Origin of the sequence: Curtobacterium sp. MCLR17_040, assembly GCF_003234735.1 — a bacterium.
In the GTDB taxonomy this organism is placed as follows: Bacteria; Actinomycetota; Actinomycetes; order Actinomycetales; family Microbacteriaceae; genus Curtobacterium; species Curtobacterium flaccumfaciens.
On the sequence record NZ_QKTE01000008.1, the window covers coordinates 23,061 to 44,778 of the forward strand.

Genomic DNA, 21,718 nt, shown 5'->3' on the forward strand with positions numbered 1-21,718 from the left:
CGGGGCGCGGCCTGCGATCTGGGAGGATCGGGCGGGTGACGAGCGTGGCGGAAGCGAGCCGGGCCTCCAGGCGGGGGTTCCGCAGCCTGCTGACCGGACGGCACAGCGCCTGGACCGCACCGCTGCTGATCTGGGCGGGCTCGCGGGTCGTCAGCACGGTGCTGCTGGCGACCGTGTACCTGCTGGCGACCGCGAACGGCTGGCCGTTCGCCTCGTACCGGCAGGATCCCTCGTTCTTCACGTTCTCGGGCTCGTGGGATGCCTCGTTCTACCGGATCATCGCCGAGCACGGGTACCCGGCAACGCTGCCGGTCGACGACTCCGGGCACGTCCTGCCGAACGCGTGGGCGTTCCTGCCGGTGTTCCCCGCGGTGGTGCGGGTCGTGATGACACTGACCGGCGCCTCGTTCTGGGTCGCCGGGGTCGTGGTGGCGTCGATCGCCGGAGCGGGCGCCTGCGTGCTGCTGTACCGGCTGGTGCTCGCCGTCGGGTGCTCGCACCGGGCCCGCTGGGCGACGGCCCTGTTCGCGTTCGCGCCGACGGGGTTCCTGCTGCAGGTCGCCTACGCGGAGAGCCTGCTGCTCGTGCTGCTGTTCGGTGCCCTGCTCGCCCTGGTCCGGCGACGGTACTGGCTGATCGCGCCGCTCGGTGTCGTGGCGGCGTTCACGAAGCCCGGGGTCCTCGCGCTGGCGCTGGCCCTGGCCGTGCACCTGGTCCTGCGGTGGGTGGCCTGGCGCCGGCAGCAGGACGCGTTCCCGTGGCGGGACCGGATCGCGATCGTGGTGACCGGCCTGGTCGTCGCGGCTGCGGGACTTGCGTGGCCCGTCATCGCGACGGCCGTGACGGGGCGGCCGAACGCGTACCTGGACACGGAGCTGTCGTGGTGGGTGGGGTTCGTCGGGCGGCAGCACTTCGCGCCGCTGACGCCGTGGTTCACGATGGCGTCGACGTGGCTCGGGCCGCTCGGCATCGGACTCGTCGTGGTGGTCCTCGCCGGCGCGGTGTGGTTCTTCTCACGCAGGAGCACCCGGGCCCTGGGGACCGACGTGCTCGCGTTCACGGCCTCCTACGGGCTGTACCTGGTGGCGGTGTTCCTGCCGCAGCAGTCGTTGCCGCGGTTGCTCATGCCGATGGCACCGTTGCTCGGGTCGGACGTCTTCGTGCGGACACGGGGGCGGGCGGTGGCGTGGCTAGTCGTCGGGGTGTGCCTGCAGCCGGTCGCGATCGTGCTGCTGTGGTTCCTCGGATACCCGTGAGCGGTGCTGTCCGTCGGCGCTGCAAGACACCGGTGTTCGCCGGTTGAACACGCGCAGACCGCGGTGCGACGCGCGAACACCGGTGTCTTGCGGGCCGCGACAGCGCTACGCGTCGAAGGTGTGGAACCAGGCCGATCCACCGGGGTGCTGCACCGTGATCATCTCGTCGAGGTCGCGGTAGGGGCCGTCCTGGTTGTGGCTCGCCGACTTGATGCGGATGGTGCCGTCGGGCTCGGTGAAGACCTCGGACACGATGGTCGTGTGGTCCGGTGAGCCGTTGGCGTTCCAGTCGAAGAACACGATGTCGCCGACCTGCACCTTGTCGCGCTCGTCCGACGAACGCCGGGTGAGTCCGAACTCGGCCGCGTTGGTCTCGAGCCACGGGTCCATCGTCGGGCAGTAGGTCCACGTCGCACTGTGCTCGGCACCGGCCGCGCGGTTGTACCAGTCGGACCGCTGCTCCCACCCGCGGGCGATGAGCGTCTGGCTGACGTAGTTCGCGCAGTCGCCGCCGATCGGGTTCATCGTGCCGTACTCGGCGAGGTTGTAGTCCTTCCAGTACCGCATCGCGTAGGCGAGCTGCCGGTCGACGTCGGTCAGTGCGGCGTAGGCCAGGGTGGTCGAAGCGACCGCGCTGCCTGCAGCGGGCGTCGCGGCGGCGGTCGGGGCGGGTGTGGCCGTCGCGGTGTCCTGGGTGGCGCCGCTCTGCCCGTCGTTCGCGGCGCTGCCGTTGCCGTCGGAGGACTGGTTCGCCGACGCGGTGGGCTCGATCACGGACGTGAAGAGTGCGACGTCGGCGTCACCGGCCGTGTACATCGCCTGGTGCGGGGCCGTGAAGGTCACCTTCGACGCGGTCGCCGTGACGTCGCGCGCAGCAACACCGCCGACGGTGACGCCCTTGACGGCGGCGAGTCCGGTCCCCGTCACGGTGATCGTGACACCACCGGCGAGCGGGACCTGCGCCGGAGTGACGGCCTTCGCGACGGGCGTCGCCGTCGGGGTGGACGATGCGTCCCCACCCCCGGAGCTCCCGCGCCCGCCGCCCGAGCCCTTGCCCGAGTCGCCGCCCTTGTCGCTGCCGGAAGAGCACGCCGCGACGGCGAGCCCGATCCCGGCGACGCCGGCGAGGGACAAGAGTGCGCGGCGGTTCATCGAGGCAGTCATGACACGACCAGCGTAAGCGACACCTCCGTCGTTCCGACACGGCATGATCGTCTTCGGGGGCGAGCGTCCTCCGTGTCCCAGCGGACCCGTTCGGAAGGAACACACATGCCCGAGAGCCACGACTTCTTCGTCGCCACCGACCCCGAGACCGCCCGTGCCCAGGTGCGTGAGGCGCTGTCACGCGAGGGCTACACCGTCGACGACGCCGAGCAGGGGGCACTCCGTGCGACCCGCGGCAGCCTCGGCCTGACGCTCCTCATCGGCGGCATGGCGAACGACCGCACGTTCCACACCCGCCTCGACGTGCAGATCATGATCGCCCCGGACGGCCGCACGGTCGCCCGACTGCTGCGCGGCTCGGGCAAGTCCGCGATCAAGGGTGGAGCGCTCGGCATCTCGCGCGGCAACCGTGCCTTCGAGCAGGCCGCGAACGCGATCCACACCACCTTCGCGCAGTCCGGCGTGCTGACGGAGAGCATCGCCGGCTGACACGTCGACGTCGGGGCCGGGTCCGACGCGACCCGCAGACGGGCGGGAGGCCCGGTGCCAGCTGGCACCGGGCCTCCCGCCCGTCTCCGACTCGCGCTCGCCGTCATGATGCGCGCCGATCCGCTCGCGAACCGTCGCATGTCGCGTGCCCCTGCGTCAGCTGCAGGACCAGTCGCGGTCGATCGCGGTCGAGCCGAACGGCGTGACGTACTGCGTCATCCTGATGGGTCCACCGAGCAGACGAGCGCCGGAGCAGGCCGCCTGAGCCTGGTCGAGTCGGGCTGCACCGAGCGCGATCCAGCTCGGCAGCGGCCGGAGCGGACTCGATGCCGGGACGGTCCCCATGATCTTGTTGAACTGGTACGAGGTCGAGTAGACCCCGATCTGGGTCACTCCCGCGTCCTGCAGGGCCTTCGTCATGCCCTCGAGCGCCGCACGGTTCTGCCCGGCGTCCGAGGTGACGTACGACAGCCCGGTCTCGACGTCGAGCCACCAGCGGTACTGACCAGGATTGGTGACTCCGCGGGTGTTGGCTGCTTCGTAGGCGCGGGCGTACCCGTACATGTACGAGCACGCTGCCGTCGTCTTCCAGGTCGACTGCGCACCGGACTGCGGTGTGCAGGTGCCGTACGCCGTGGGCACAGCGACTGTCTGGCCGTTCGGCGCGAGGTTCGACGTCGGCCACACCGAGGCTGCCCGTGCCCCGGGGTTCGTGAAGAGCGAGTAGACCTGCGTCGTCGGCTGGGCGGTGCCGCCGGCGGAGGCCTCGGCCCAGCCGAGCTGCTGTTGCAAGCAGGGGTTCGTCGTGTTGGCGCGTTCACCGTTCACCCCGACGATCCCGAACGACTGGTCGGTGGGGACGGTCTTGCCGCACTGCGGCCAGGAGATGTCCACGCCGGTCCCCGAACCCGTCGATCCATCGAGGAAGTACCCCACGACGTCGACGTAGACCGTCGAAGTCCCGCCGGACACCTTCGCCTGCACCTGCCCTCCGGCTGCGAGCGGCGCGATCAAGGCGTTCCCGATCGTCTGCCCCTTGGCGTAGACCTGCGTCGGCACGCTCGAGGCCAGCCCCGCACCGACGACGCGGAGTGATCCCCCGGTGCTTCCCTTGCCGACCTTCGCGTTGATGACCGCAGCGGTCGCATTGCGCGGGACACCTGCGGTGCCGGCGACGGTGACCTTCTTCGCGGTGGTCCCGGCAGCGACGGTCGCAGCTCGGACCGGGTGCGCGGGGACGAAGACCGAACCGTTGGCGTTCGGCGCGTAGTACCCGACCACGTCGGCGAGCACCCGTGCGGATCCGGAGGAGACTCGCGCTTGCACGGCGCCGCCGGAGAGCCTGACCGTGGTCGTGTTGGCGACGGTGATGCCCTTCTCGTACATCAACGAGACGACCCCGGCGTTGTTGCCGGACGGGGTGATCCGCAGCCGACCACTCGTTGCGGGGCGGGAGACGTCGGTCTGGAGCACCACTGCGGTGGCGTTCGCCGGGACACCCGCCTTCCCCGCGACCACGATCTTCTTCGCCGCGGTGGACACCGTCCCGTTCAGCACGTTCGTCGGCGGCAGCGGCGTGTACGTGGAACCGGATGTACTCGTGCCGTACCACCCCGCAACGTCGAGCGAAACGGTGGCCTTGCCCGCGGACACCTTCACCTGGGCCTTGCCCGAGGTGAGGGCGACCGTGGTCGTGCCGGAGATCGGCTGCGCCCGACGGAAGTTCTGGATCGCGGGGCTCGCCGTGCTGCCGGCAGGGGCAACACTGACGTACCCGGCGGCGCTCGGGGCGTTCACCGTCGCGGTGAGCACGACAGCCGTGGCCGAAGCGGGGATGCCGTTCCTGCCGCCGAGAGTGACCGTCGTCGCGGTGCTCGTCGCGGTGCCTGACCAGGCTCGTGCCGGTGCGACGGGGGTGAACCGGCCGGTCGTCGGGGCCGCTGCCGATGCCGGCGCGACCGGTCCGACGACAGCGAGGCCGGCGGCGACGGCGAGCACCGTGCCGATCGATGCGATGGCGGTCCTGAAGCGCACGTGTTCCCCCGTTTCCCGCGCCGGTCGGCGCACGGGGAGTCTAGGGCGGTGCGTTGGACAACACACCACCCCTGTCCGTGAACTGTGTCGAACGATCTACCTGAATCGGCCTGTGGAGGACGATCCCCTCGACACGACCGCCAACGACAGAACGGCCCGGAACCTGTGGGTTCCGGGCCGTTCTCGTGGTTGCTACCTGGTGGAGCTAAGGGGATTCGAACCCCTGACCTTCTCATTGCGAACGAGACGCGCTACCAACTGCGCCATAGCCCCAAGTGCTCGACCACACTAGCACCCTCGTTCGGCCCAGCCGAAATCGCAGGTGGTCCTTCGGGCGTGCCGCGGATCAGACCGCGCGGCGCCGTCGCATGATCGCGTCGAGGTCGGCCTGCTGGTAGGCGTCGTCGTCGAGGACACCCATGCCGGCCCACTTGCTCGGCGGCCCGGCGGGCTCGTCGGCGGGAGCAGGAGCGGCAGGAGCACGAGCGCCAGGAGCAACGCCGGCCGACGCAGCAGGGGCCGCGGGGGCCCGGAGCCCGAGCCGCTCGGCCAGACGTCCCTGGTCGTGCGCGGACAGCGACGCCGCAGCCTCTTCGAGTTCGGGTCGCATCCGCGACACCCGCGCCAGCGACGGGTCGGACTCCCCGGCGCGGAACGCGGCCGCTTCGGCCTCGGCTTCCGCCTTGGCCGCGGCGACGCGCTCCTTCAGGCGGGCAGCGAGTTCCGCCGACGACTCGGGCGACGCGGCCGGAGCGGCCGGCCGCTCCACGTAGAGGGGTTTCGGAACGTGGTTCGGGGTCCAGGAGCGGTCTGCTGCAGGCTCGGCGGGCTGCTCGGTCGACAGGGGCGGCGCCGGGTCCGTCCATGCGGTGGCCGGCCGGGAGGCGCGGGTCGCGCCCGTCTCGGCGGCCGCGAGACGCTGCTTCCGCGCCGTCGCCACCTGGTGCAGCTGGGCCAGGACCGCTGCGGACCCACCGGCGGCGACGAGTCCGGCGACACCGACGAGCCAGAGCGACGGTGCCGCGACGAAGACCACGAGGGCGATGACGACGCCGAGCGTGCCGAACAGGGTCGCCCCGAGCCGGGAACGACGCATGCGCATCGCGGTCAGGGCCGGCACGGCGGACGCCCGCTCGAGCACCGGGGTCTGCTCGGCCAGGCGGCGGGTGATCTCACGCTGCCGTGCGGCTTCGTGGGCTCGGACGATGGCGGTGCGCTTGGCCTCTTCGGAGCGGGCGACGCGCTGCGCCTGGGCGAGGGACTTCGCGTTCATCTCGATGCGGACCTCGTCCGGCAGCTCGGCGGTCTGCGCGAGGATCCGGAGGGTCTGCTGCAGCCGGATGGCGTTCCGCTCGGTGGCCAGGTACTGGCGGCGGGCGGCCCACGACGGCATCAGGTAGACGAGCCAGAGGACGGCCGCGACGAGCAGGACGATGCCACCACCCCACGAGCCGATTCCTGCCATGCGAACACGGTAGGGGTGGCGGTTCCCGCGCCGCGTCATTGCCGGACGCGTGTTGCGCGTGTCGGGGCGGAATCCGTGGGAGGCGACCCGCGCCTCCAGGCCCGTCAGACGTGGGACGTCAGATGCGGGGCGTCGTGTCCAGCGGCATCGCCGCCTCGTCGCGTGCGGCGAGCGGCACGGTCCCCACGCCGGGCGGCACCTGCCCCTGGACCCAGCGCTCGAGGACGCCCCCGCGGACTTCTTCGGCCACCAGCGCGAAGCAGAAGTGGTCGCGCCAGTCCCCGTTGATGTGGATGTACCGGCGACGGAGTCCCTCGTACCGGAAGCCGAGCTTCTCGACGACGCGCAGGCTCGGGGCGTTCTCCGGCCGGATGCAGATCTCGATCCGGTGCACGCCGAGCGAGCGGAAGCAGTGGTCGACGGCGAGGGCGACGGAGATCGGCGTCACGTTGTGGCCGGCGGCGTCCTCGACGACCCAGTAGCCGATGGAGGCGCTCGCGAGCGAGCCGTAGGAGATGCCGGAGACGTTGAGCTGCCCGACGAAGCGTCCGTCGAGCTCCATCGCGAACGGGAGTCCGAGTCCCGCGCGGGCGTTGGCCTGGAGCGCGCGGATGCTGCCCCGGACGTCGGTGGAGACGTGTCCGGAGGGGTTCGTGGCCTCCCAGGTGCGGAGCCACGAACGGTTCGTCGCGAGTGCCGCGTCGAGGTCGCGGGTGTCGCGGAGCCGGAGGGGCCGGATGGTGACCCGCCCGTGGGACAGGGTCGGGATCGTCGTCATCGCTGGGTTCCTCCGGGGTCCCGCCCCGGTGCGGGACGGGGTGTCCCGCCCGGGTCCGTGATCACCGGACCCGAGCGGGATGGCCGACTATTCGCCCGCGTTGAACTCCTTCAGCCACGACTTGAGGTCAGGGCCGAGGTCATCGCGGTCCGAGGCGAGCTGCACGATCGCCTTGATGTAGTCGAGTTTGTCACCCGTGTCGTACCGGCGTCCACGGAACACGACGCCGTACACGCCGCCGGTCCACTCTTCGGCGCTCGCCATCTTCATGAGCGCGTCGGTCAGCTGGATCTCGCCGCCCTTGCCCGGCTCCTGCTTCTCGAGGACGTCGAAGACCTCGGGACGGATGACGTAGCGGCCGATGATGGCCAGGTTCGAGGGCGCTTCGCCCTGCGGGGGCTTCTCGACGAGGCCGGTGATCTTCACCACGTCGTCGGTGTCGGTCGGCTCGACCGTGGCGATGCCGTACAGGTGCGTCTGCGACTCGGGGACCTCGAGCAGGGCGACGATCGTGGCGTTCTTCTCGCCCTGGACCTCGATCATGCGCTGGAGCAGCGGGTCACGAGCGTCGATGATGTCGTCACCGAGGAGCACGGCGAACGGCTCGCGGCCGACGTGCATCTTCGCGCGGAGCACCGCGTGGCCGAGGCCGAGCGGGTCACCCTGTCGCACGTAGTGCATGTCGGCGAGGTCCGTCGACTGGTTCACCTTCTGCAGCTTCTCGTGGTCGCCCTTCTTGCGGAGGGTCTCCTCGAGCTCCGACACGTGGTCGAAGTGGTTCTCGAGCGCGTTCTTGTTGCGCCCGGTGATCATCAGCACGTCGGTCAGCCCGGCACCGACAGCCTCTTCCACCACGTACTGGATGGCCGGCTTGTCGACGACGGGGAGCATCTCCTTCGGCATCGCCTTGGTCGCGGGGAGGAAGCGGGTACCCAGCCCTGCGGCCGGGATCACCGCCTTCGAAATCTGGAAGCCCATGCTCAGACCGTATCCGATCCCCCTTTCGAGGGCATGTCGTCGCTCCGGGGGACACGGGACCCCGCGTGTTCCCGGCGGGAAGCCGCAACCGTGCCCCTCGGTAGACTCCTGCGCATGATCGCCGATCTCGGGAACGAGAAGCGCGCCCTGCGAGCCGAACTCCGGCAGCGGCGGCGCACCCGGACCACGACCGAACGCGACGCGGACACCGAGACCCTGACCGCGACCCTGCAGCGCTTCGTCGAGGAGCGCCAGGTGACGTCCCTCGCCCTGTACCTGTCCGCACCGGACGAGCCGAACGTCCGGCCGTTCCTGAACTGGGCGTACGGGCAGGGCATCCGCGTGCTGCTGCCGATCACCCGCGAGGACGGGCTGCTCGACTGGGCCGTCGGCGACGGCGAGAGCGAGACCGAGAGCCTGCTCGGCCTGCCCGAGGTCGTCGGCGAGGTCCTGTCCCCGCTCGCGATCAACGACGTCGACGCGATCCTGGCCCCGGCGGCGGCGGTCGGGCACGACGGCGTCCGCATGGGCTGGGGGCGCGGCTACTACGACAAGACCCTCGGGTCCATGGCGAACCGTCCGCCCGTCTATGCTGTGATCTTCGACGCGGAGTACCTCGACGAGGTCCCGCGCGAACCCCACGACGAACCCGTTGACGGCATCATCACGCCGTCGCGCATCATCACGTTCCGGAGCTGACGTGCCCACCTACTCGTACCGTTGCACCGAGTGCGACAACGCGTTCGACATCAAGCAGTCCTTCTCCGACGCCACCCTGACGGAGTGCCCGGTCTGCGGCGGCGTCCTGCGCAAGGTGTTCTCCCCGGTCGGCGTGACCTTCAACGGCGGCGGCTTCTACCGCACCGACTCGCGCCCGGCCCCGAAGTCCGAGGGCTCGTCGAGCACCCCCGCGAAGTCCGAGCCGAAGAAGTCCGAGCCGGCGAAGAAGGCCGAGTCGAAGCCCAGCGGCTCGAAGCCCGCCGCGTCCTGACGCGGTCTTCGCTCTCCGGATAGGTTGGGGCGCGTCGCCACTCGGCGGCCGTCCTCGACCCGGAAGGAGACCCTCGCATGAAGGGCTTCAAGGAGTTCCTGCTCCGCGGCAACGTCATCGACCTGGCCGTCGCAGTCGTCATCGGTGCGGCGTTCACCGCGATCGTCAACAAGATCGTCCAGGCGCTGATCAACCCCCTCATCGGTGCGGTGTTCAACGCCTCGAGCCTCGACGACGCCCTGAAGGTCCGGATCCCCACGGTGTCCGGTGACCACGCCACGCTCTACTTCGGCGCCATCATCGGGGCGGTGCTGAACTTCGTCATCATCGCCGCGGTGGTGTACTTCGTGCTCGTGGTACCGGTCAACCGTCTGAAGAAGGTGGCGTTCGAGCGCGTCAAGAACGACGAGGAGCAGACCCCGCAGGACGTGCCCCCGACCGACGTCGAGGTGCTGCTCGAGATCCGCGACCTGCTCCGCCCGCAGAACGGCGGCGCGACCAGCACGGGCGCGCACATCGCCCCGTCGAACGCTCCCGAGGGGCCCGGCATCGGCGGCTCGACGAAGCTCTAGCCCAGGCGCCTTCGCAAGACACCGGTGTTCGCGCGCTGCACACCCGCAAACCGCGGTGCGCAGCGTGAACACCGGTGTTTTGCGCGGGGGCCCGTCAGGCGGCGGGGACCGCGCGGCGCTTCGCGAACATCGCGACGGCGTACTGCGCGCCGGCGAGCACGTGCCCCGCGGTGCCGAGGTACACGAACACCAGGGCCACGACCCGGACCCACGGCGCGTTCTCGTCGACGGTGTGCACCGCGGAGAACAGCAGCACCGGCAGCCCGACGAACAGCAGGGCCGAGCGGATCTTGCCCGTCCACGTGACGTCGAGGTCCGGGTTGCCGTGGAACAGCACGCTCGACAGGACGACGAGCACCAGGTCGACGAGCACGACGACGGCCACCACCCACCAGGGCAGCAGGCCGACGAGCACCAGGGACAGCACGATCGCGATGATCGCCAGGCGGTCGGCGACGGGGTCGATCGCCTTGCCGAGCTTGGATCCCTGGTCGAACTTGCGGGCGATGAAGCCGTCCGCCCAGTCGCTCACGCCGATCACGACGAGGGCGACGAGCGCCCACCCCGGGTGGCCGGCGACGACGAGGCCGATGAACACCGGGATCAGCACGAGGCGGAACAGCGTGATCAGGTTCGGCCAGGTCTGCCAGTCGGGGCGCTGCCGCGCGGTGTCAGTCATCACGGGCCAGGCTACCGGTTACCAGTGCGGGGGGACGTCGCGCCGGAGCTGGTCGTCGTTCTCACCGTCGCGGTGCCGCGCCGGTTCCGGCGGCGGCGTCGGGTCGTAGCCCGCCACCGGCTGGGTGGTGACGCGTCTGCGGCGCCGCACCGGGCCTCCCGGCTGGTCCGCCGTCTCGCCTCCGTCAGCGGCGGGACGGACGGGAGGCACGGCTGACGACACGTCGTCGACTCGCGTCCACGTGCCCACCAGCTGGTCCGTCTCCGGCGTCACCGGACCGGCGGGCCGCGAGGCCCGGCGGCTCATCGGCGGGCGGGGATCGGTGGGATCGAGATCTCCTGCGTGGCACCGCGGTCGACCCCGAGCACGGACGCGACGGTGTCGGCGACGCGGTCCGGGTCGGAGAACAGCTGGAACGCGTGCACGCGCACGTAGTGCCAGCCGAGACGACGGAGCACCTCGGGGCGCAGGCGCAGGGACTCGCGCAGCGATCCCTTCACCAGCGACGCGTCGGTCTCGATCGTGACGCACACCCCGCCATGCGCGGCGACGAGGCCGAGCTTGCCGCGGTGTCCGAGCGCGACCGGGATGCCGCGCATCTCGAGGCGCCGGGCCAGGTCGACGAGCAGCGGGTCGGAGTCGTCCGGCACGTACTCGGCGGTGGTGCGGGCACGCACCTCGGCCAGGATCTCGGCGAGGGCGACGGTGCCGTGGCCCATGCGCTCGGCTTCGATGTCCGACGGCTGGAAGCAGGTGACGATGACCATCGAGCGACGCGCACGGGTCATGGCGACCGCCAGCAGCCGCTCGCCGCCGGGCTTGCCGAGCGGACCGAAGTCGCGCAGCACGCGACCGTGCGGGGTGCGGCCGTAGCCGATGGAGAACACGACGCGGTCGCGGCTCTGCGCCACCGACTGCTCGAGCGTCGCCACGATGAACGGCTCGGCACGGTCGCCGATGACGAACTCGGTCAGGTCCTTGTGGCCCTGCGCGGCGGTCAGCACGGCCTGCTCGACGCGCACGGCGTGCTTCGCCGACGCGGTGATGACCATGAGCGACTCGGTCGGACGGGTGCGGGCGTGGTCGATGACGAGCCGGACCACGCGGTCGACCTCGGCATCGACGCTCTCGACGGCACCGGACTCCGGGTCCGGGACGGCCTTGCCGTCGCTGACGTAGTCGAGCGCGATCGAGCCGTGGCCAAGGAACGAGCCGGCCCACGGCAGGGACTCGATCTTGCCGCCGTAGAAGCGACGGTTCACGAGCTCGGCCAGGTCCTCGCCGCCGGCGCGGTACGACCGCGACAGCGACAGGGTCGGCAGCAGGGTGGACAGCTTCGCCAGGGCGGAGTCGGCGTGGAACGCGTCGAGCGTGCCCTCGTCGACCTGCAGCGCCCGGTGCTCGGGGTCCACGGCGATGCGGAACGGCGACGGCGTCTGGGTGACCGGGTCGCCGAACACGACGGTCTGGCGGGCACGACGGACGGCACCGACGGTCTCGGCGATCGTCACAGCGCCGGCGTCGACCAGGATCACCGTGTCGAAGGGCATCGTGTCGGCGATCTGCGGCACCTCGTACGGGCTGGCGAGCCAGACGGGTGCGATCGACCGGGACAGGTGCGGTGCGGAGTCCTGCAGCAGGCGCGAGGTGATCGCGCCGTCGCGGAGCTGGGTCTTGAGTGCGGTCGCTTCTTCGGGCCAGTCGACGAGACCGACCTTCCAGTTCTCGGCGAGCTGCCACGCCAGGCCCTGGGAGACCCCGGCCGCGTGGGCGTCGTCCACCAGGCGGAAGTCGGCCTCGACCCGGTCGAGCATGTCGGTGTTCGCGCCGAGCAGCGCCCGGTCGGACTCGAGCATGGTCTCGAGGGCGGACTGCCACCAGGCGAGCTCGAGCTCGGCCGGCACCTGCACGTCCGGCACGTGCCGGTTCGCCAGGTCGGTGATGAGCGGTTCGAGCTGCAGGTCGCGCAGGGTCTGCATGAGCTCGGTGCGCTCCTGCAGGTTGTGCAGGACGTCGGACTCGGCGGCGAGCTCGGCGATGGTGGGGACGAGCTGGTCGACCGGGGTGTTCGCGAGCTGGCGGTCACGCTCGGTCCGACCCAGCGGCTCGTCGAGGCGCGCGAGGTCCTCGGCGACGTTCGAGAACAGCACCTGGACGTCGGCGATGCCGGTGGGCACCTCGGGGTTCACGCCGGCGGCGACGTAGCGCTGCCAGAGCACCCGCTGCTGCTGGACGCGGGTCAGGGCCTCGTGCAGGTCGGACACGTGCACGCCCGGACGGACGTACTCGCGGGCGAGCTTCTTGAGCCGGCGACGGTTCGTCGACGACATCGGAGCGCCCTCGCCGCGGGGGGCGGTGGCGGCCACGAGCTCGGACACCGAGCGGTCGAAGACCACCGGCAGGAAGCGGTCGAGCGTGTCACGGATCTCCGTGAGCAGGCGCAGGTAGATGCCGAGCTCGTTGATGGTCGTGAACTGGCGCATGTGCGTCGAGCTCACCAGGTCGTGGGCGCGGCGGAGCAGGGTCGGCAGGCCATCGGCGTCGAGGTCCTTCGCGATGCGGTGCGCACGCTGGGCACCGTCGCTCGAACCGAACTTCGCGCCGTACCAGGGCGAGTCGTCGGGGCCGTAGCGGAACTCACCGAGGTTCGCGGCGCTGACCATCGTCTCGGCGACGCGCGAGCGGCCTTCGACCATCGAGGCGACGGACTGCTTCGACAGGCGCGCGGTGGTCGACGGGGCGACGGGCAGCAGCGACAGGCGCGACAGCTCCACCAGGCAGTCGAGCACCGAGACGCCGAAGTCGGGGTCCTTGCGGGTGAGCGAGCCGCGGTAGTCCTTGAGCACCTTGCGCAGGCGGACCAGGGCGTCGTCGACCTCGCGGAGGTTCGGACGCGCGGCCTTCTCGTTCCGGGCGATGGCACGGACGACGTCACGGCGCAGGGTCGACGGCGTGACCGCGACCCCGGGCAGCTGGACCTCGCCGAAGCGGGCGGCGATGCCCCGCAGTGTGGCGCGGCGCGGGCTCACGACGAGCACGCGCTTGTTCGCGGCGACCAGGCCGCCCAGGGCGTTCACGATCGTCTGGGTGCCACCGGTGCCGGGCAGGGTCTTCACGACGATGGAGTTGCCGGCCGTGATCTGCGCGATCACGTTCTCCTGCTCGTCGTCGGCGTCGAGCAGGAGCGTGTCGGTCTCCGGGCTGCGCTCGTCCGACGGGGTCTGCTCGACCGGGTGGTAGGACTGCTCGACCTGCCACTTCGCGCTCGGGTTGCCGGCGAGGGCGTCGAGCACGGGGTGCGACAGGTCGCCGGTGTCCTCGACCATGCCGGTCGCGACCTCGGCGAAGGTGGACACCACGAGGCGTGCGTGCACCGAGAAGCCGGGGATGTGCGCGGTCAGGCCACGCAGGCGGTCGATGACAGGGTTCGGCGTGAAGGAGCCGTCCTGCTGCGCGAGGGCCACGAAGGACTGCGCGTCGAGGATGACCCCGAACTGCTCGTGCAGCGCGTCGGCGAGGCCCGGGTTGAGCACCGGTTCGCCGAGCAGGCGCACCTCGAAGTCGCGTCCGTGCCGGCGGATCGCCAGGGGGCGCAGGAGCACCGGGCCGCGGAACTGCTCGTCGCCGTGCTTCCAGTCGGCCATGCCGATGCCGAGCTTCACGGCGTCGATGCCGCGCACGGTGGCGAGCTCGGTGCCCTTCGCCTCGACGTGTCCAGCGGCCACGCGGGCGGCACGGAGCGCCACCTCGTCGCGGATCAGGCTGGACAGCAGGGTCGTCTTGCCGGTGATGAACTGCGCGAGACCGCCCGGGTGGGTGGTCGAGAGCTCGATGCGGGCGCGCGGGTGGTCACTGAAGTGCGTGAGCGGGCTCGTGCCGCCGACACCGGTCAGCTGGGTGCGCCAGCCGTCCCACGTCGGTTCGGCCGCGTTGCCGGCCTGCAGCCGCGGGTCGCCGAGGCTGATCGCCTGCGGGCTCGTCATCTGCAGCTCCGGGCGGAGCGTGCGGTCCGGCTCGTCGTCGGTCCGTTCCTGGTCCACGTCCTGCTGCTCGTCTCGATCGTCGTCGGGGCGCGCGCGGGCACCCTCGACGGGGACGTCGTCGTTCACGTCGTCCTCACCGTCGGTCACCCTGTCCGCTCGCCACACATCCGACACTGTAGGCGGAACCGGACGGCCTCTCTGGCAATGAACCGAGGTTTCGGGGTTTCCGCACGGACGTGACCGCCGTCCGGCCCGCCGTGCGCCACCGTCCGACCCGACGTGCGGCGCGCCCGATCCGACGGCGGCCCCGTCCGGTGTGGTACCAACGGGGCATGGCCATCGACGACCGCACCGCTCCGTCCGCCCCCACGCCGAACCGGCGTCGATCGGTCCCCGCCGAGATCTCACGGTCGTGGCTGCTGGTGTCCGGCACCGCCACCGACCGGTTCGACAAGTCCCAGCGCTCCCGCGCCGACCAGATCATCCTGGACATCGAGGACGCCGTCGACCCCGCCGCGAAGCCCTCGGCCCGGCAGGGCGTCGCCGCCTGGCTGGCCGGCGGTGGCGAGGCCTGGGTGCGCATCAACGACGTCACGACGGACTTCTGGGCGGACGACGTCGAGGAGCTCCGCGGCCTGCCCGGGCTGCAGGGCGTCATGCTCGCCAAGACCGAGTCCCCCGCCCAGGTCACCGACACCTGGCACCGGCTCGGCGGCCAGACGCCGGTGATCGCCCTGGTCGAGTCGGCCCTGGGCATCGAGGAGTCCGTGTCGATCGCCAAGGCGCAGGGCGCGTTCCGCCTGGCCTTCGGTTCCGGCGACTACCGCCGCGACACCGGGACCAGCGCCGACACGCTCGCGATGGCGTACCCGCGGTCGAAGCTGGTCGTCGCCTCGCGCGTCGGCGACCTGCCGGGCCCGATCGACGGCCCCACGGTCGGGTCGTCGCACCCGATCCTCCGCGAGCAGTCGCAGGTGGCCGTGTCGCTCGGCCTCACCGGCAAGCTCTGCCTGGACACCGAGCAGCTCCCCGTCATCAACGAGGTCATCTCCCCCACGCCGACCGACGTCGCCTGGGCGCAGGACTTCCTCGACGACTTCGAGGCCCGCGGCCGGGTCATCCGCGACGGTTCCGACCTGCCGCGGCTCGGTCGGGCCCAGAAGATCCAGCGGCTCGCACAGGCGTTCGGGGTCGAGGCGCGGTAGGACTGCACGCATGACCTGGTCCAACGTCCCCGGCCCTCCGCCGCAGTCCTCCTCCGGCCCCACGAACGCGCAGCGCGCGGCGTGGGAGCGCGGTGGCACCACGCTGTTCCCGCCGGCGAAGCTCGCCGACCGGATCTCGACGGTGCTGCTCCTGGTGTTCGGTGCCGTCATGACCGCGATCACGGCGGTCGTCGGCATCGTCGCGATCGCCTCGGCCACGGCGGAGTGCGACGCCTCGTCGGGCTGCACGCCCGGCGGGTACTTCGGTGGCGCGGCCATCGCGGTCGGTGGTGCCTTCGTCATCGGGGTCGCCACGATCGTGCTGTCGATCGGCGCGTGGATCCGGCGGAAGCCGTCGTGGTGGATCGCCGCGATCGGCTTCGTGCTCGCGATCGTCGTCATCGTGTGGGGCGGGGTCGTCTTCGCGAACGCCGTCGACAGCGGTTCCGCCTCGTCGTCGGTGTCCGCCAGCGCCTGACCGACACCACGCTTCCGACAGGACACGCGTCGATCGACGCGTGTCCTGTCCGAGAACGCGTGTGCGTTCCGGCCTGGAGGCGCGAAGGCGGGGCCGCCACGCGCCTCCAGTCCGCCTGTCGGTCACGACCACGGCGTGACCACCTGGGCGTGCGAGCGCACCCCCGGCGCATGCTGGGCCGATGAAGCAACGAGTCATCGGAGACGTGTCCGTCAGTGCCATCGGTCTGGGCGGGATGCCCATGTCGATCGAGGGCCGACCGGACGAGCGTCAGTCCATCGCCACGATCCATGCAGCGCTCGAGAACGGTGTCACGCTCATCGACACCGCCGACGCGTACCACCTGGGCGGCCACGACGAGGTGGGGCACAACGAGGAGCTCATCGCGCGGGCCGTCCGGGAGTTCCACGACGACACCTCGGACGTCCTCATCGCGACGAAGGGCGGACACCTGCGCCCCGAAGCCGGCAACTGGGCACAGAACGGGCACCCGGAGTACCTGAAGGAGGCGGCGAAGGCCTCGGCGAAGCGGCTCGGCGTCGAGCAGATCGGCCTGTACCAGTTCCACCGCCCCGACCCGGCGGTGCCGTACGCCGACTCGATCGGGGCGCTCGCCGAGCTGCTCGACGAGGGGGTCATCCGGATGGCGGGCATCTCGAACGCCGACCCGGACCAGATCCGCACCGCGAACGAGGTGCTCGGCGGACGCCTGGCGTCGGTGCAGAACCAGTACTCGCCGAAGTTCCGGTCGAGCGAGCCGGAGCTCGAGCTGTGCGACGAGCTCGGCATCGCGTTCCTGCCGTGGAGCCCCCTCGGTGGCATCGGGAGCGCGGCGGACCTCGGCACGGCGTTCGAGGACTTCGCGTACATCGCCCGCGACCGTGGGGTCACCCCGCAGGTCATCGCCCTGGCGTGGGAGCTGCAGAAGAGCGACGTCGTCGTGCCGATCCCCGGTGCGTCGCGGCCGCAGTCGATCCTGAACTCGATCACGGCGCCGACCGTGCGGCTGCGGCCGGAGGACGTCGCACGCCTCGACGCCTCGCAGCCCGCGGCCGTCTGACGCCCGTTCCCCCGGACGGGGAAGCACGACGCCGCCGCTCCTGGTCCAGGAGCGGCGGGGCGTCGTCATGCGTGGCCGGGCGTGTGCCCGCTCAGCTCTTGGCGGGGCAGACCGCCGAGACCTGGTCGAGCGTGGTCTGCACCTCGGACTGGGCCTTCGTGACCTCGGTGGAGTCCTCGGCCGCGCCGGAGCGGATGGCCGAGCTGTAGCCCTTGGCCGCGCCGGAGAAGTCCTCGAACGTGTCGTGCACCTGGTCGTTCGAGACCTTCGTCAGCGCCGAGTCGATGCGCTGGACGAACTCGTCGACGAGCGCCGCACGGGCCTTCGGCTCGGCCGGGGCAGAGCTGGAACCCTGCTCCTTGAGGAACGACGCGAGTTCGTTCTCGAGCAGCGAGCAGGCTTCCTGCTTGGTCTGGGCGGGTGCCGCGGCGGCGGTCTTCGAGGCCGACGGGGCGCTGGACGAGCCCGAGTCACCGCCGGAGCAACCGGCGAGCAGCGTGAGTGCGAGGCCGGCGGTGGCGAGCGCGGTGAGGGTACGGCGCATCAGGAGTTGCACTCCTTCTGGAACGCGTTGCCGGCGTCCTGCACCTTGGTGCTGGACTTCGTCAGGGCCGAGACGTCGGCCGACTGCGGGTCGTCGGCGATGTCCTCGATGTCGTCGACCAGGTCGCCGTACGCCTCTTCGAAGGCGTCGCCCTTGGCCTTCAGGTCGTCGTCCGACAGGTCGTCGACGCCGTCGGAGATCTTCTCGTCGAGCTCCTTGAGCTTCGTGACGGCGGCGTCCGGGTCGGACTGCAGGTTCGCGGCCTCCGACTGGACGCCCTGGGCGGCGGACTTGACCGTCTTCTCGAACTGCGTGCACTGCTCGGCCTTGGACGGCCCGGTCGAGCAACCGGCGAGCAGCGTGAGTGCGAGGCCGGCGGTGGCCAGCGCGATGAGCTTCTTGGGCATGGTGGAGAGTCCCCCTCGATCTGTCCGCACTCCCCCGGATGAGGTGCAGATCCGTCATCGAGCGTACAGGGAACATCCACAGGGAGACCGGCCGGGTTGTGGGCGATCGGCACCCGGCCGGAGGCACGTGGCGCGTACCGTCGAGGGCATGCGAGCCATCACGTTCGACGACGCTTCCATGTCCGTCACCGACCTGCCCGACCCGGAACCCGGTACGGACGAGGTCCTGATCGAGGTCGCCGCTGCCGGCGTCAACAACGCCGACCTGCAGCAGCGCGCCGGGAACTACCCCCCGCCGCCCGGGGCCTCGCAGATCCTCGGGCTCGAGGTCTCCGGCACGGTGCGGGCCGTCGGTGCGGGCGTCACGACCGTGGCGGTGGGCGACCGGGTGTGCGCGCTGCTCTCCGGCGGCGGGTACGCGGCACTCGTGGTCGCGCCGGTCACGCAGGTGCTGCCGGTCCCCGATGGCGTCGACCTGGTCGAGGCGGCCGGGCTGCCCGAGGCCGCCTGCACCGTCTATTCCAACATCGGCATGCTCGCCGGGCTCCGACCGGGGCAGACGCTCCTGGTGCACGGCGGTACCGGCGGCATGGGATCGCACGCGGTGCTGTGGGCGAAGGCCCTCGGTGCGACGGTGATCGCGACGAGCGGCGGCGACCGCAAGGTCGCCGCGTCCCGTGAGCTCGGCGCCGACCTGGTGGTCGACCACCGCACCGAGGACTTCGTGGAGCGCGTCATGGCGTTCACCGACGGTGTCGGCGTCGACGTGGTGCTCGACGTCGTCGGACCGTCCTACCTGGAGCGGAACCTGCAGGCCCTCGCCCCGAACGGGCACATCGCGGTCATCGCCTCGGGCAGCGGCCGCACCGCCGAGCTCGACTTCGGGGTGCTGATGCGGAAGCGCGCGACGATCAGCGGCACGACCCTGCGCGCACGGCCGCTCGCCGAGAAGGCCGCCATCGTCGAGGCGGTCCGCTACAACGTCTGGCCGCTGGTCGCCGACGGCCGGGTGCGCCCGGTCATCGACTCGGTGCTGCCCCTGGCCGAGGTCGAGGAGGCCCACCGCCGCGTGCGCGACGGCGAGGTGATCGGCAAGGTGCTGCTGACGCCCTAGGCGTGCACGCGGGCGAGGAACTCGACGAGCGCCGGGTGCTGCGGGTGGTCGAGGACGTCGGCGGGGGATCCCTGCTCGACGACCTCGCCGCGGTGCAGGAACACGATCCGGTCGGCGACGTTCCGCGCGAAGTGCATCTCGTGCGTCGTCATCAGGATCGTCGAACCCTGCCGCTTCAGCTCGGTGACCAGGTCGAGCACCTCGCCGACGAGCTGCGGGTCGAGGGCACTCGTGACCTCGTCGAGCAGCAGGAGTTCCGGGTCCGACGCGATCGCCCGGACGATGGCGACGCGCTGCTGCTGCCCGCCGGACAGGCGGTCGGGGTAGGCATCGGCGAAGGAAGCGAGACCGATCCGGTCGAGCAGCCGGCGCGCGGTGTCCTCGGCCTGGGCCCGTCCGATGCCGTGCACCTGGCGGGAGGCGAGCGTGACGTTGTCGAGCACGCTCATGTGCGGGAACAGGTTGAACTGCTGGAACACCACGCCGATGCGCGCCCGCACGGCGTCGACGGCGACGCGCGGGTCGGCGATGTCCGTGCCCTGCAGCAGGATCTCGCCGTCGTCGATGCCCTCGAGCAGGTTGACCGTCTTGAGCAGCGTCGACTTGCCGGAGCCCGAGGCCCCGATGACGCAGATGACCTGGTGGCGGTGGACCGTCAGGTCGATCCCGCGCAGGACCTCGTGCTCGCCGAAGGCCTTGCGCAACCCGCGCAGTTCGAGGACCGCGGCGTCCGTACCGGACGCACCACGGGCCTCCTGGTCGGCCTCGCTCATACGGTCCCTCCGATCTGTTCGCGCCGCTGCTGGCGACGCGCGATCGCGTCCGTGACGCGGATCAGCGGCAGGCTGATCACCACGAACAGCAGCCCGGCGACGAAGTACGGCGTGAAGTTGTAGGTCTCGGCCTGCGCGATCTGGGCGGAGCGGACCGCGTCGACGGCCCCGAGGATCGACACCAGACCGACGTCCTTCTGCATCGACACGAAGTCGTTCATGAGCGCCGGGGTGACCTTGCGGATCGCCTGCGGCAGCACCACGAGCCGCAGGGTCTTGGCGTGCGAGAGCCCGAGCGACCGGGCGGCCAGGCGCTGGGAGGGGTGCACGGCCTCCATGCCGGCCCGGAGCACCTCGGCGATGTAGGACGAGTAGGTCAGGGTGATCGCGATCGTGCCCCAGACCTCGGCGGGGAGCCGCGGGAACACCCCGAGCCCGGGGATGCCGTAGCCCACCAGGTAGAGCACGATGATGAGCGGCAGGCCGCGGAACAGGTCCGTGTAGCCGGTCGCGAGCATCCGCAGCGGGAAGAACACCGGGTTGCGCAGGCCGCGGACGACCGCGAGCAGCGTGCCGAACACGGCGACGCCGATGGCGCTGAAGAACAGGATCCGGACGTTCAGCCAGAGGCCCAGCAGGATGTCGGGGAACGTGTCGACCGCGGTCTTCGGGTCGAAGAACGACTGCTGCACCGCCGCCCACCCGGGGGTGTTCACGACGCCGAAGTACACGACGGCGAGCACGACCAGGGTGGAGACGACCGACACCACGACGGAGCGACGGCCACGCTGGCGACGGTAGAGCCGACGCTCGAGCTCGACCTGGCTCGGCGCGGGTGCGGCGACCGGGGTGCCGGCCCCTGCTGGCAGGGTCATCCGGTTACTTCAGGACCGGCGTACCGGTCTCCGACGAGAGCCACTTGGTCTGCAGGTCCTGCAGGGTGCCGTCGTCGTCGAGGGTCTTCAGGGCCTTGTCGACCTTGCTCGTCAGCGCCGAGTCCTTCGGCAGGACGAAGCCGAACTGGTCGCCCTTGCCGTCGTCGGGGAACTGCGCGGACACGGTGCCGTCGCCGACCTGGGCTGAGGCCATGTAGAACGCCGTCGGCAGGTCGGTGACGATCGCGTCGATCTGCCCGGACTTGAGCGCGAGCACGGCGTCGTCGTTGGAGTTGAACACCTGCGGCGTGACCCCGAGGACGTCCTTGACGCTCGCGATGCTCGTCGAACCGGTCGCGACGCCGATCGCATCCTGCTTGAGCGCGGCGATCGTGGTGTCGCCGGCGGCCTTCGACCCGGACGTCGTCACGACCGCCTGGGTCGTCGTGTAGTAGGCGCTCGACATGTCGACGGCCTTCTTGCGCTTCGCGTCGATCGAGAACTGCTGGACGTTGAGGTCCCAGTCCTTCGGGCCCGGCGCGATGGCACTGTCGAAGGTGCTGCGCTTCCACACGACGTCGGACTTGCTGTAGCCCATCTCCTTCGCGACCGCGTAGGCCACGGCGGACTCGAAGCCCTTGCCGGACTGCGGCTTGTTGTCCTCGACCCAGGGCGAGTACGCCGGGTCACCGGTGGCGATCGTGAGCTTGCCGTCGGTCACGGTGCCGTCGGCGTTGCTGCTGCCCCCGGCGGAGCAGGCCGACAGGGCGAGGGAGGCGACCGCGGCGGTGGCGACGGCGAGGGTGAAGCGGAGGGGACGGGTCACGGTCGGGCCTTCGTGCGAGAGGGGGGGGTGGGGGCAGGTCGAAGTGT

21 protein-coding genes and 1 tRNA gene are annotated in these 21,718 nt (G+C 71.1%); 9 read left to right on the top strand and 13 right to left on the bottom strand.

Features of this window, described 5'->3' with window-relative positions:
* The first annotated feature begins 35 nt into the window (after positions 1 to 35).
* Positions 36 to 1,256, top strand: a complete 1,221-nt coding sequence (locus DEJ01_RS08915) for a hypothetical protein (protein WP_181438401.1) — start codon at positions 36 to 38, stop codon at positions 1,254 to 1,256.
* Positions 1,257 to 1,361: 105 nt separating this feature from the next.
* Here the strand turns inward: DEJ01_RS08915 and DEJ01_RS08920 are convergent, their stop codons facing one another.
* Positions 1,362 to 2,420, bottom strand: a complete 1,059-nt coding sequence (locus tag DEJ01_RS08920) for an amidase domain-containing protein (protein WP_181438402.1) — start codon at positions 2,418 to 2,420, stop codon at positions 1,362 to 1,364.
* A gap of 105 nt (positions 2,421 to 2,525) precedes the next feature.
* Between DEJ01_RS08920 and DEJ01_RS08925 the strand changes: the two genes are divergently transcribed.
* Positions 2,526 to 2,909 (top strand): hypothetical protein, encoded by a 384-nt coding sequence (locus DEJ01_RS08925; RefSeq protein ID WP_071405149.1) that lies wholly within the window; start codon positions 2,526 to 2,528, stop codon positions 2,907 to 2,909.
* 156 nt (positions 2,910 to 3,065) lie between these two features.
* Here DEJ01_RS08925 and DEJ01_RS08930 read toward each other — a convergent pair whose 3' ends face one another.
* The 5 genes from DEJ01_RS08930 to galU form a co-directional block, all read right to left on the bottom strand.
* Positions 3,066 to 4,943 (bottom strand): hypothetical protein, encoded by a 1,878-nt coding sequence (locus tag DEJ01_RS08930; protein ID WP_111092763.1) that lies wholly within the window; start codon positions 4,941 to 4,943, stop codon positions 3,066 to 3,068.
* A 197-nt stretch (positions 4,944 to 5,140) separates the two neighbouring features.
* Positions 5,141 to 5,216: transfer RNA gene (locus tag DEJ01_RS08935), tRNA-Ala, on the bottom strand.
* A 73-nt stretch (positions 5,217 to 5,289) separates the two neighbouring features.
* Positions 5,290 to 6,408, bottom strand: coding sequence for a hypothetical protein (locus DEJ01_RS08940; RefSeq protein WP_111092764.1), 1,119 nt, complete (start codon positions 6,406 to 6,408; stop codon positions 5,290 to 5,292).
* 118 nt (positions 6,409 to 6,526) lie between these two features.
* Positions 6,527 to 7,186 (bottom strand): GNAT family N-acetyltransferase, encoded by a 660-nt coding sequence (locus tag DEJ01_RS08945; RefSeq protein ID WP_017887986.1) that lies wholly within the window; start codon positions 7,184 to 7,186, stop codon positions 6,527 to 6,529.
* An 87-nt stretch (positions 7,187 to 7,273) separates the two neighbouring features.
* A complete protein-coding gene (gene galU, locus DEJ01_RS08950) occupies positions 7,274 to 8,164 on the bottom strand; it encodes a UTP--glucose-1-phosphate uridylyltransferase GalU (RefSeq protein ID WP_027466560.1) in 891 nt (296 codons plus the stop codon).
* A 114-nt stretch (positions 8,165 to 8,278) separates the two neighbouring features.
* On the opposite strand from galU, the gene DEJ01_RS08955 reads away from it, so the two are divergent.
* The 3 genes from DEJ01_RS08955 (at position 8,279) to mscL (ending at position 9,727) form a co-directional block, all read left to right on the top strand.
* Complete coding sequence (locus DEJ01_RS08955; RefSeq protein WP_111092765.1) at positions 8,279 to 8,863, top strand: 5-formyltetrahydrofolate cyclo-ligase; 585 nt, start codon at positions 8,279 to 8,281, stop codon at positions 8,861 to 8,863.
* 1 nt (position 8,864) lies between these two features.
* Positions 8,865 to 9,155, top strand: a complete 291-nt coding sequence (locus tag DEJ01_RS08960; RefSeq protein WP_027466562.1) for an FmdB family zinc ribbon protein — start codon at positions 8,865 to 8,867, stop codon at positions 9,153 to 9,155.
* Positions 9,156 to 9,232: 77 nt separating this feature from the next.
* On the top strand, positions 9,233 to 9,727 hold the full coding sequence (gene mscL / locus DEJ01_RS08965; protein ID WP_111092766.1) for a large conductance mechanosensitive channel protein MscL: 495 nt from the start codon (positions 9,233 to 9,235) through the stop codon (positions 9,725 to 9,727).
* A gap of 94 nt (positions 9,728 to 9,821) precedes the next feature.
* Here the strand turns inward: mscL and DEJ01_RS08970 are convergent, their stop codons facing one another.
* Positions 9,822 to 10,406 (bottom strand): CDP-alcohol phosphatidyltransferase family protein, encoded by a 585-nt coding sequence (locus DEJ01_RS08970; protein WP_051596961.1) that lies wholly within the window; start codon positions 10,404 to 10,406, stop codon positions 9,822 to 9,824.
* A 302-nt stretch (positions 10,407 to 10,708) separates the two neighbouring features.
* A complete protein-coding gene (locus DEJ01_RS08980) occupies positions 10,709 to 14,536 on the bottom strand; it encodes an ATP-binding protein (protein ID WP_111038986.1) in 3,828 nt (1,275 codons plus the stop codon).
* A gap of 185 nt (positions 14,537 to 14,721) precedes the next feature.
* On the opposite strand from DEJ01_RS08980, the gene DEJ01_RS08985 reads away from it, so the two are divergent.
* From DEJ01_RS08985 to DEJ01_RS08995, 3 genes are all read left to right on the top strand, one after another.
* Positions 14,722 to 15,594, top strand: coding sequence for a CoA ester lyase (locus DEJ01_RS08985; RefSeq protein WP_017887994.1), 873 nt, complete (start codon positions 14,722 to 14,724; stop codon positions 15,592 to 15,594).
* Between the two features lie 10 nt (positions 15,595 to 15,604).
* Positions 15,605 to 16,072, top strand: a complete 468-nt coding sequence (locus DEJ01_RS08990; protein WP_111092768.1) for a DUF6264 family protein — start codon at positions 15,605 to 15,607, stop codon at positions 16,070 to 16,072.
* 181 nt (positions 16,073 to 16,253) lie between these two features.
* Positions 16,254 to 17,132, top strand: coding sequence for an aldo/keto reductase (locus DEJ01_RS08995; RefSeq protein ID WP_071244093.1), 879 nt, complete (start codon positions 16,254 to 16,256; stop codon positions 17,130 to 17,132).
* Between the two features lie 91 nt (positions 17,133 to 17,223).
* Here the strand turns inward: DEJ01_RS08995 and DEJ01_RS09000 are convergent, their stop codons facing one another.
* Both DEJ01_RS09000 and DEJ01_RS09005 read right to left on the bottom strand, forming a co-directional pair.
* Positions 17,224 to 17,676, bottom strand: a complete 453-nt coding sequence (locus DEJ01_RS09000; protein WP_111092769.1) for a hypothetical protein — start codon at positions 17,674 to 17,676, stop codon at positions 17,224 to 17,226.
* Positions 17,676 to 18,083, bottom strand: coding sequence for a hypothetical protein (locus DEJ01_RS09005; protein ID WP_071404030.1), 408 nt, complete (start codon positions 18,081 to 18,083; stop codon positions 17,676 to 17,678). Before DEJ01_RS09005 ends, DEJ01_RS09000 begins: the two co-directional genes overlap by 1 nt.
* A 148-nt stretch (positions 18,084 to 18,231) precedes the next feature.
* Between DEJ01_RS09005 and DEJ01_RS09010 the strand changes: the two genes are divergently transcribed.
* A complete protein-coding gene (locus DEJ01_RS09010) occupies positions 18,232 to 19,197 on the top strand; it encodes an NAD(P)H-quinone oxidoreductase (protein WP_111092770.1) in 966 nt (321 codons plus the stop codon).
* Here the strand turns inward: DEJ01_RS09010 and DEJ01_RS09015 are convergent.
* Genes DEJ01_RS09015 through DEJ01_RS09025 form a run of 3 tightly spaced genes read right to left on the bottom strand, consistent with a single transcriptional unit; the run spans position 19,194 to position 21,671 of the window.
* Entirely contained in the window at positions 19,194 to 19,970 is a 777-nt protein-coding gene (locus DEJ01_RS09015) for an amino acid ABC transporter ATP-binding protein (RefSeq protein WP_111089057.1), read from the bottom strand. The genes DEJ01_RS09010 and DEJ01_RS09015 overlap by 4 nt on opposite strands.
* On the bottom strand, positions 19,967 to 20,845 hold the full coding sequence (locus DEJ01_RS09020; protein ID WP_111092771.1) for an amino acid ABC transporter permease: 879 nt from the start codon (positions 20,843 to 20,845) through the stop codon (positions 19,967 to 19,969). The genes DEJ01_RS09015 and DEJ01_RS09020 overlap by 4 nt, the downstream gene beginning before the upstream one ends.
* A 4-nt stretch (positions 20,846 to 20,849) precedes the next feature.
* Entirely contained in the window at positions 20,850 to 21,671 is an 822-nt protein-coding gene (locus tag DEJ01_RS09025; RefSeq protein ID WP_111092772.1) for an ABC transporter substrate-binding protein, read from the bottom strand.
* Between the last annotated feature and the right edge of the window lie 47 nt (positions 21,672 to 21,718).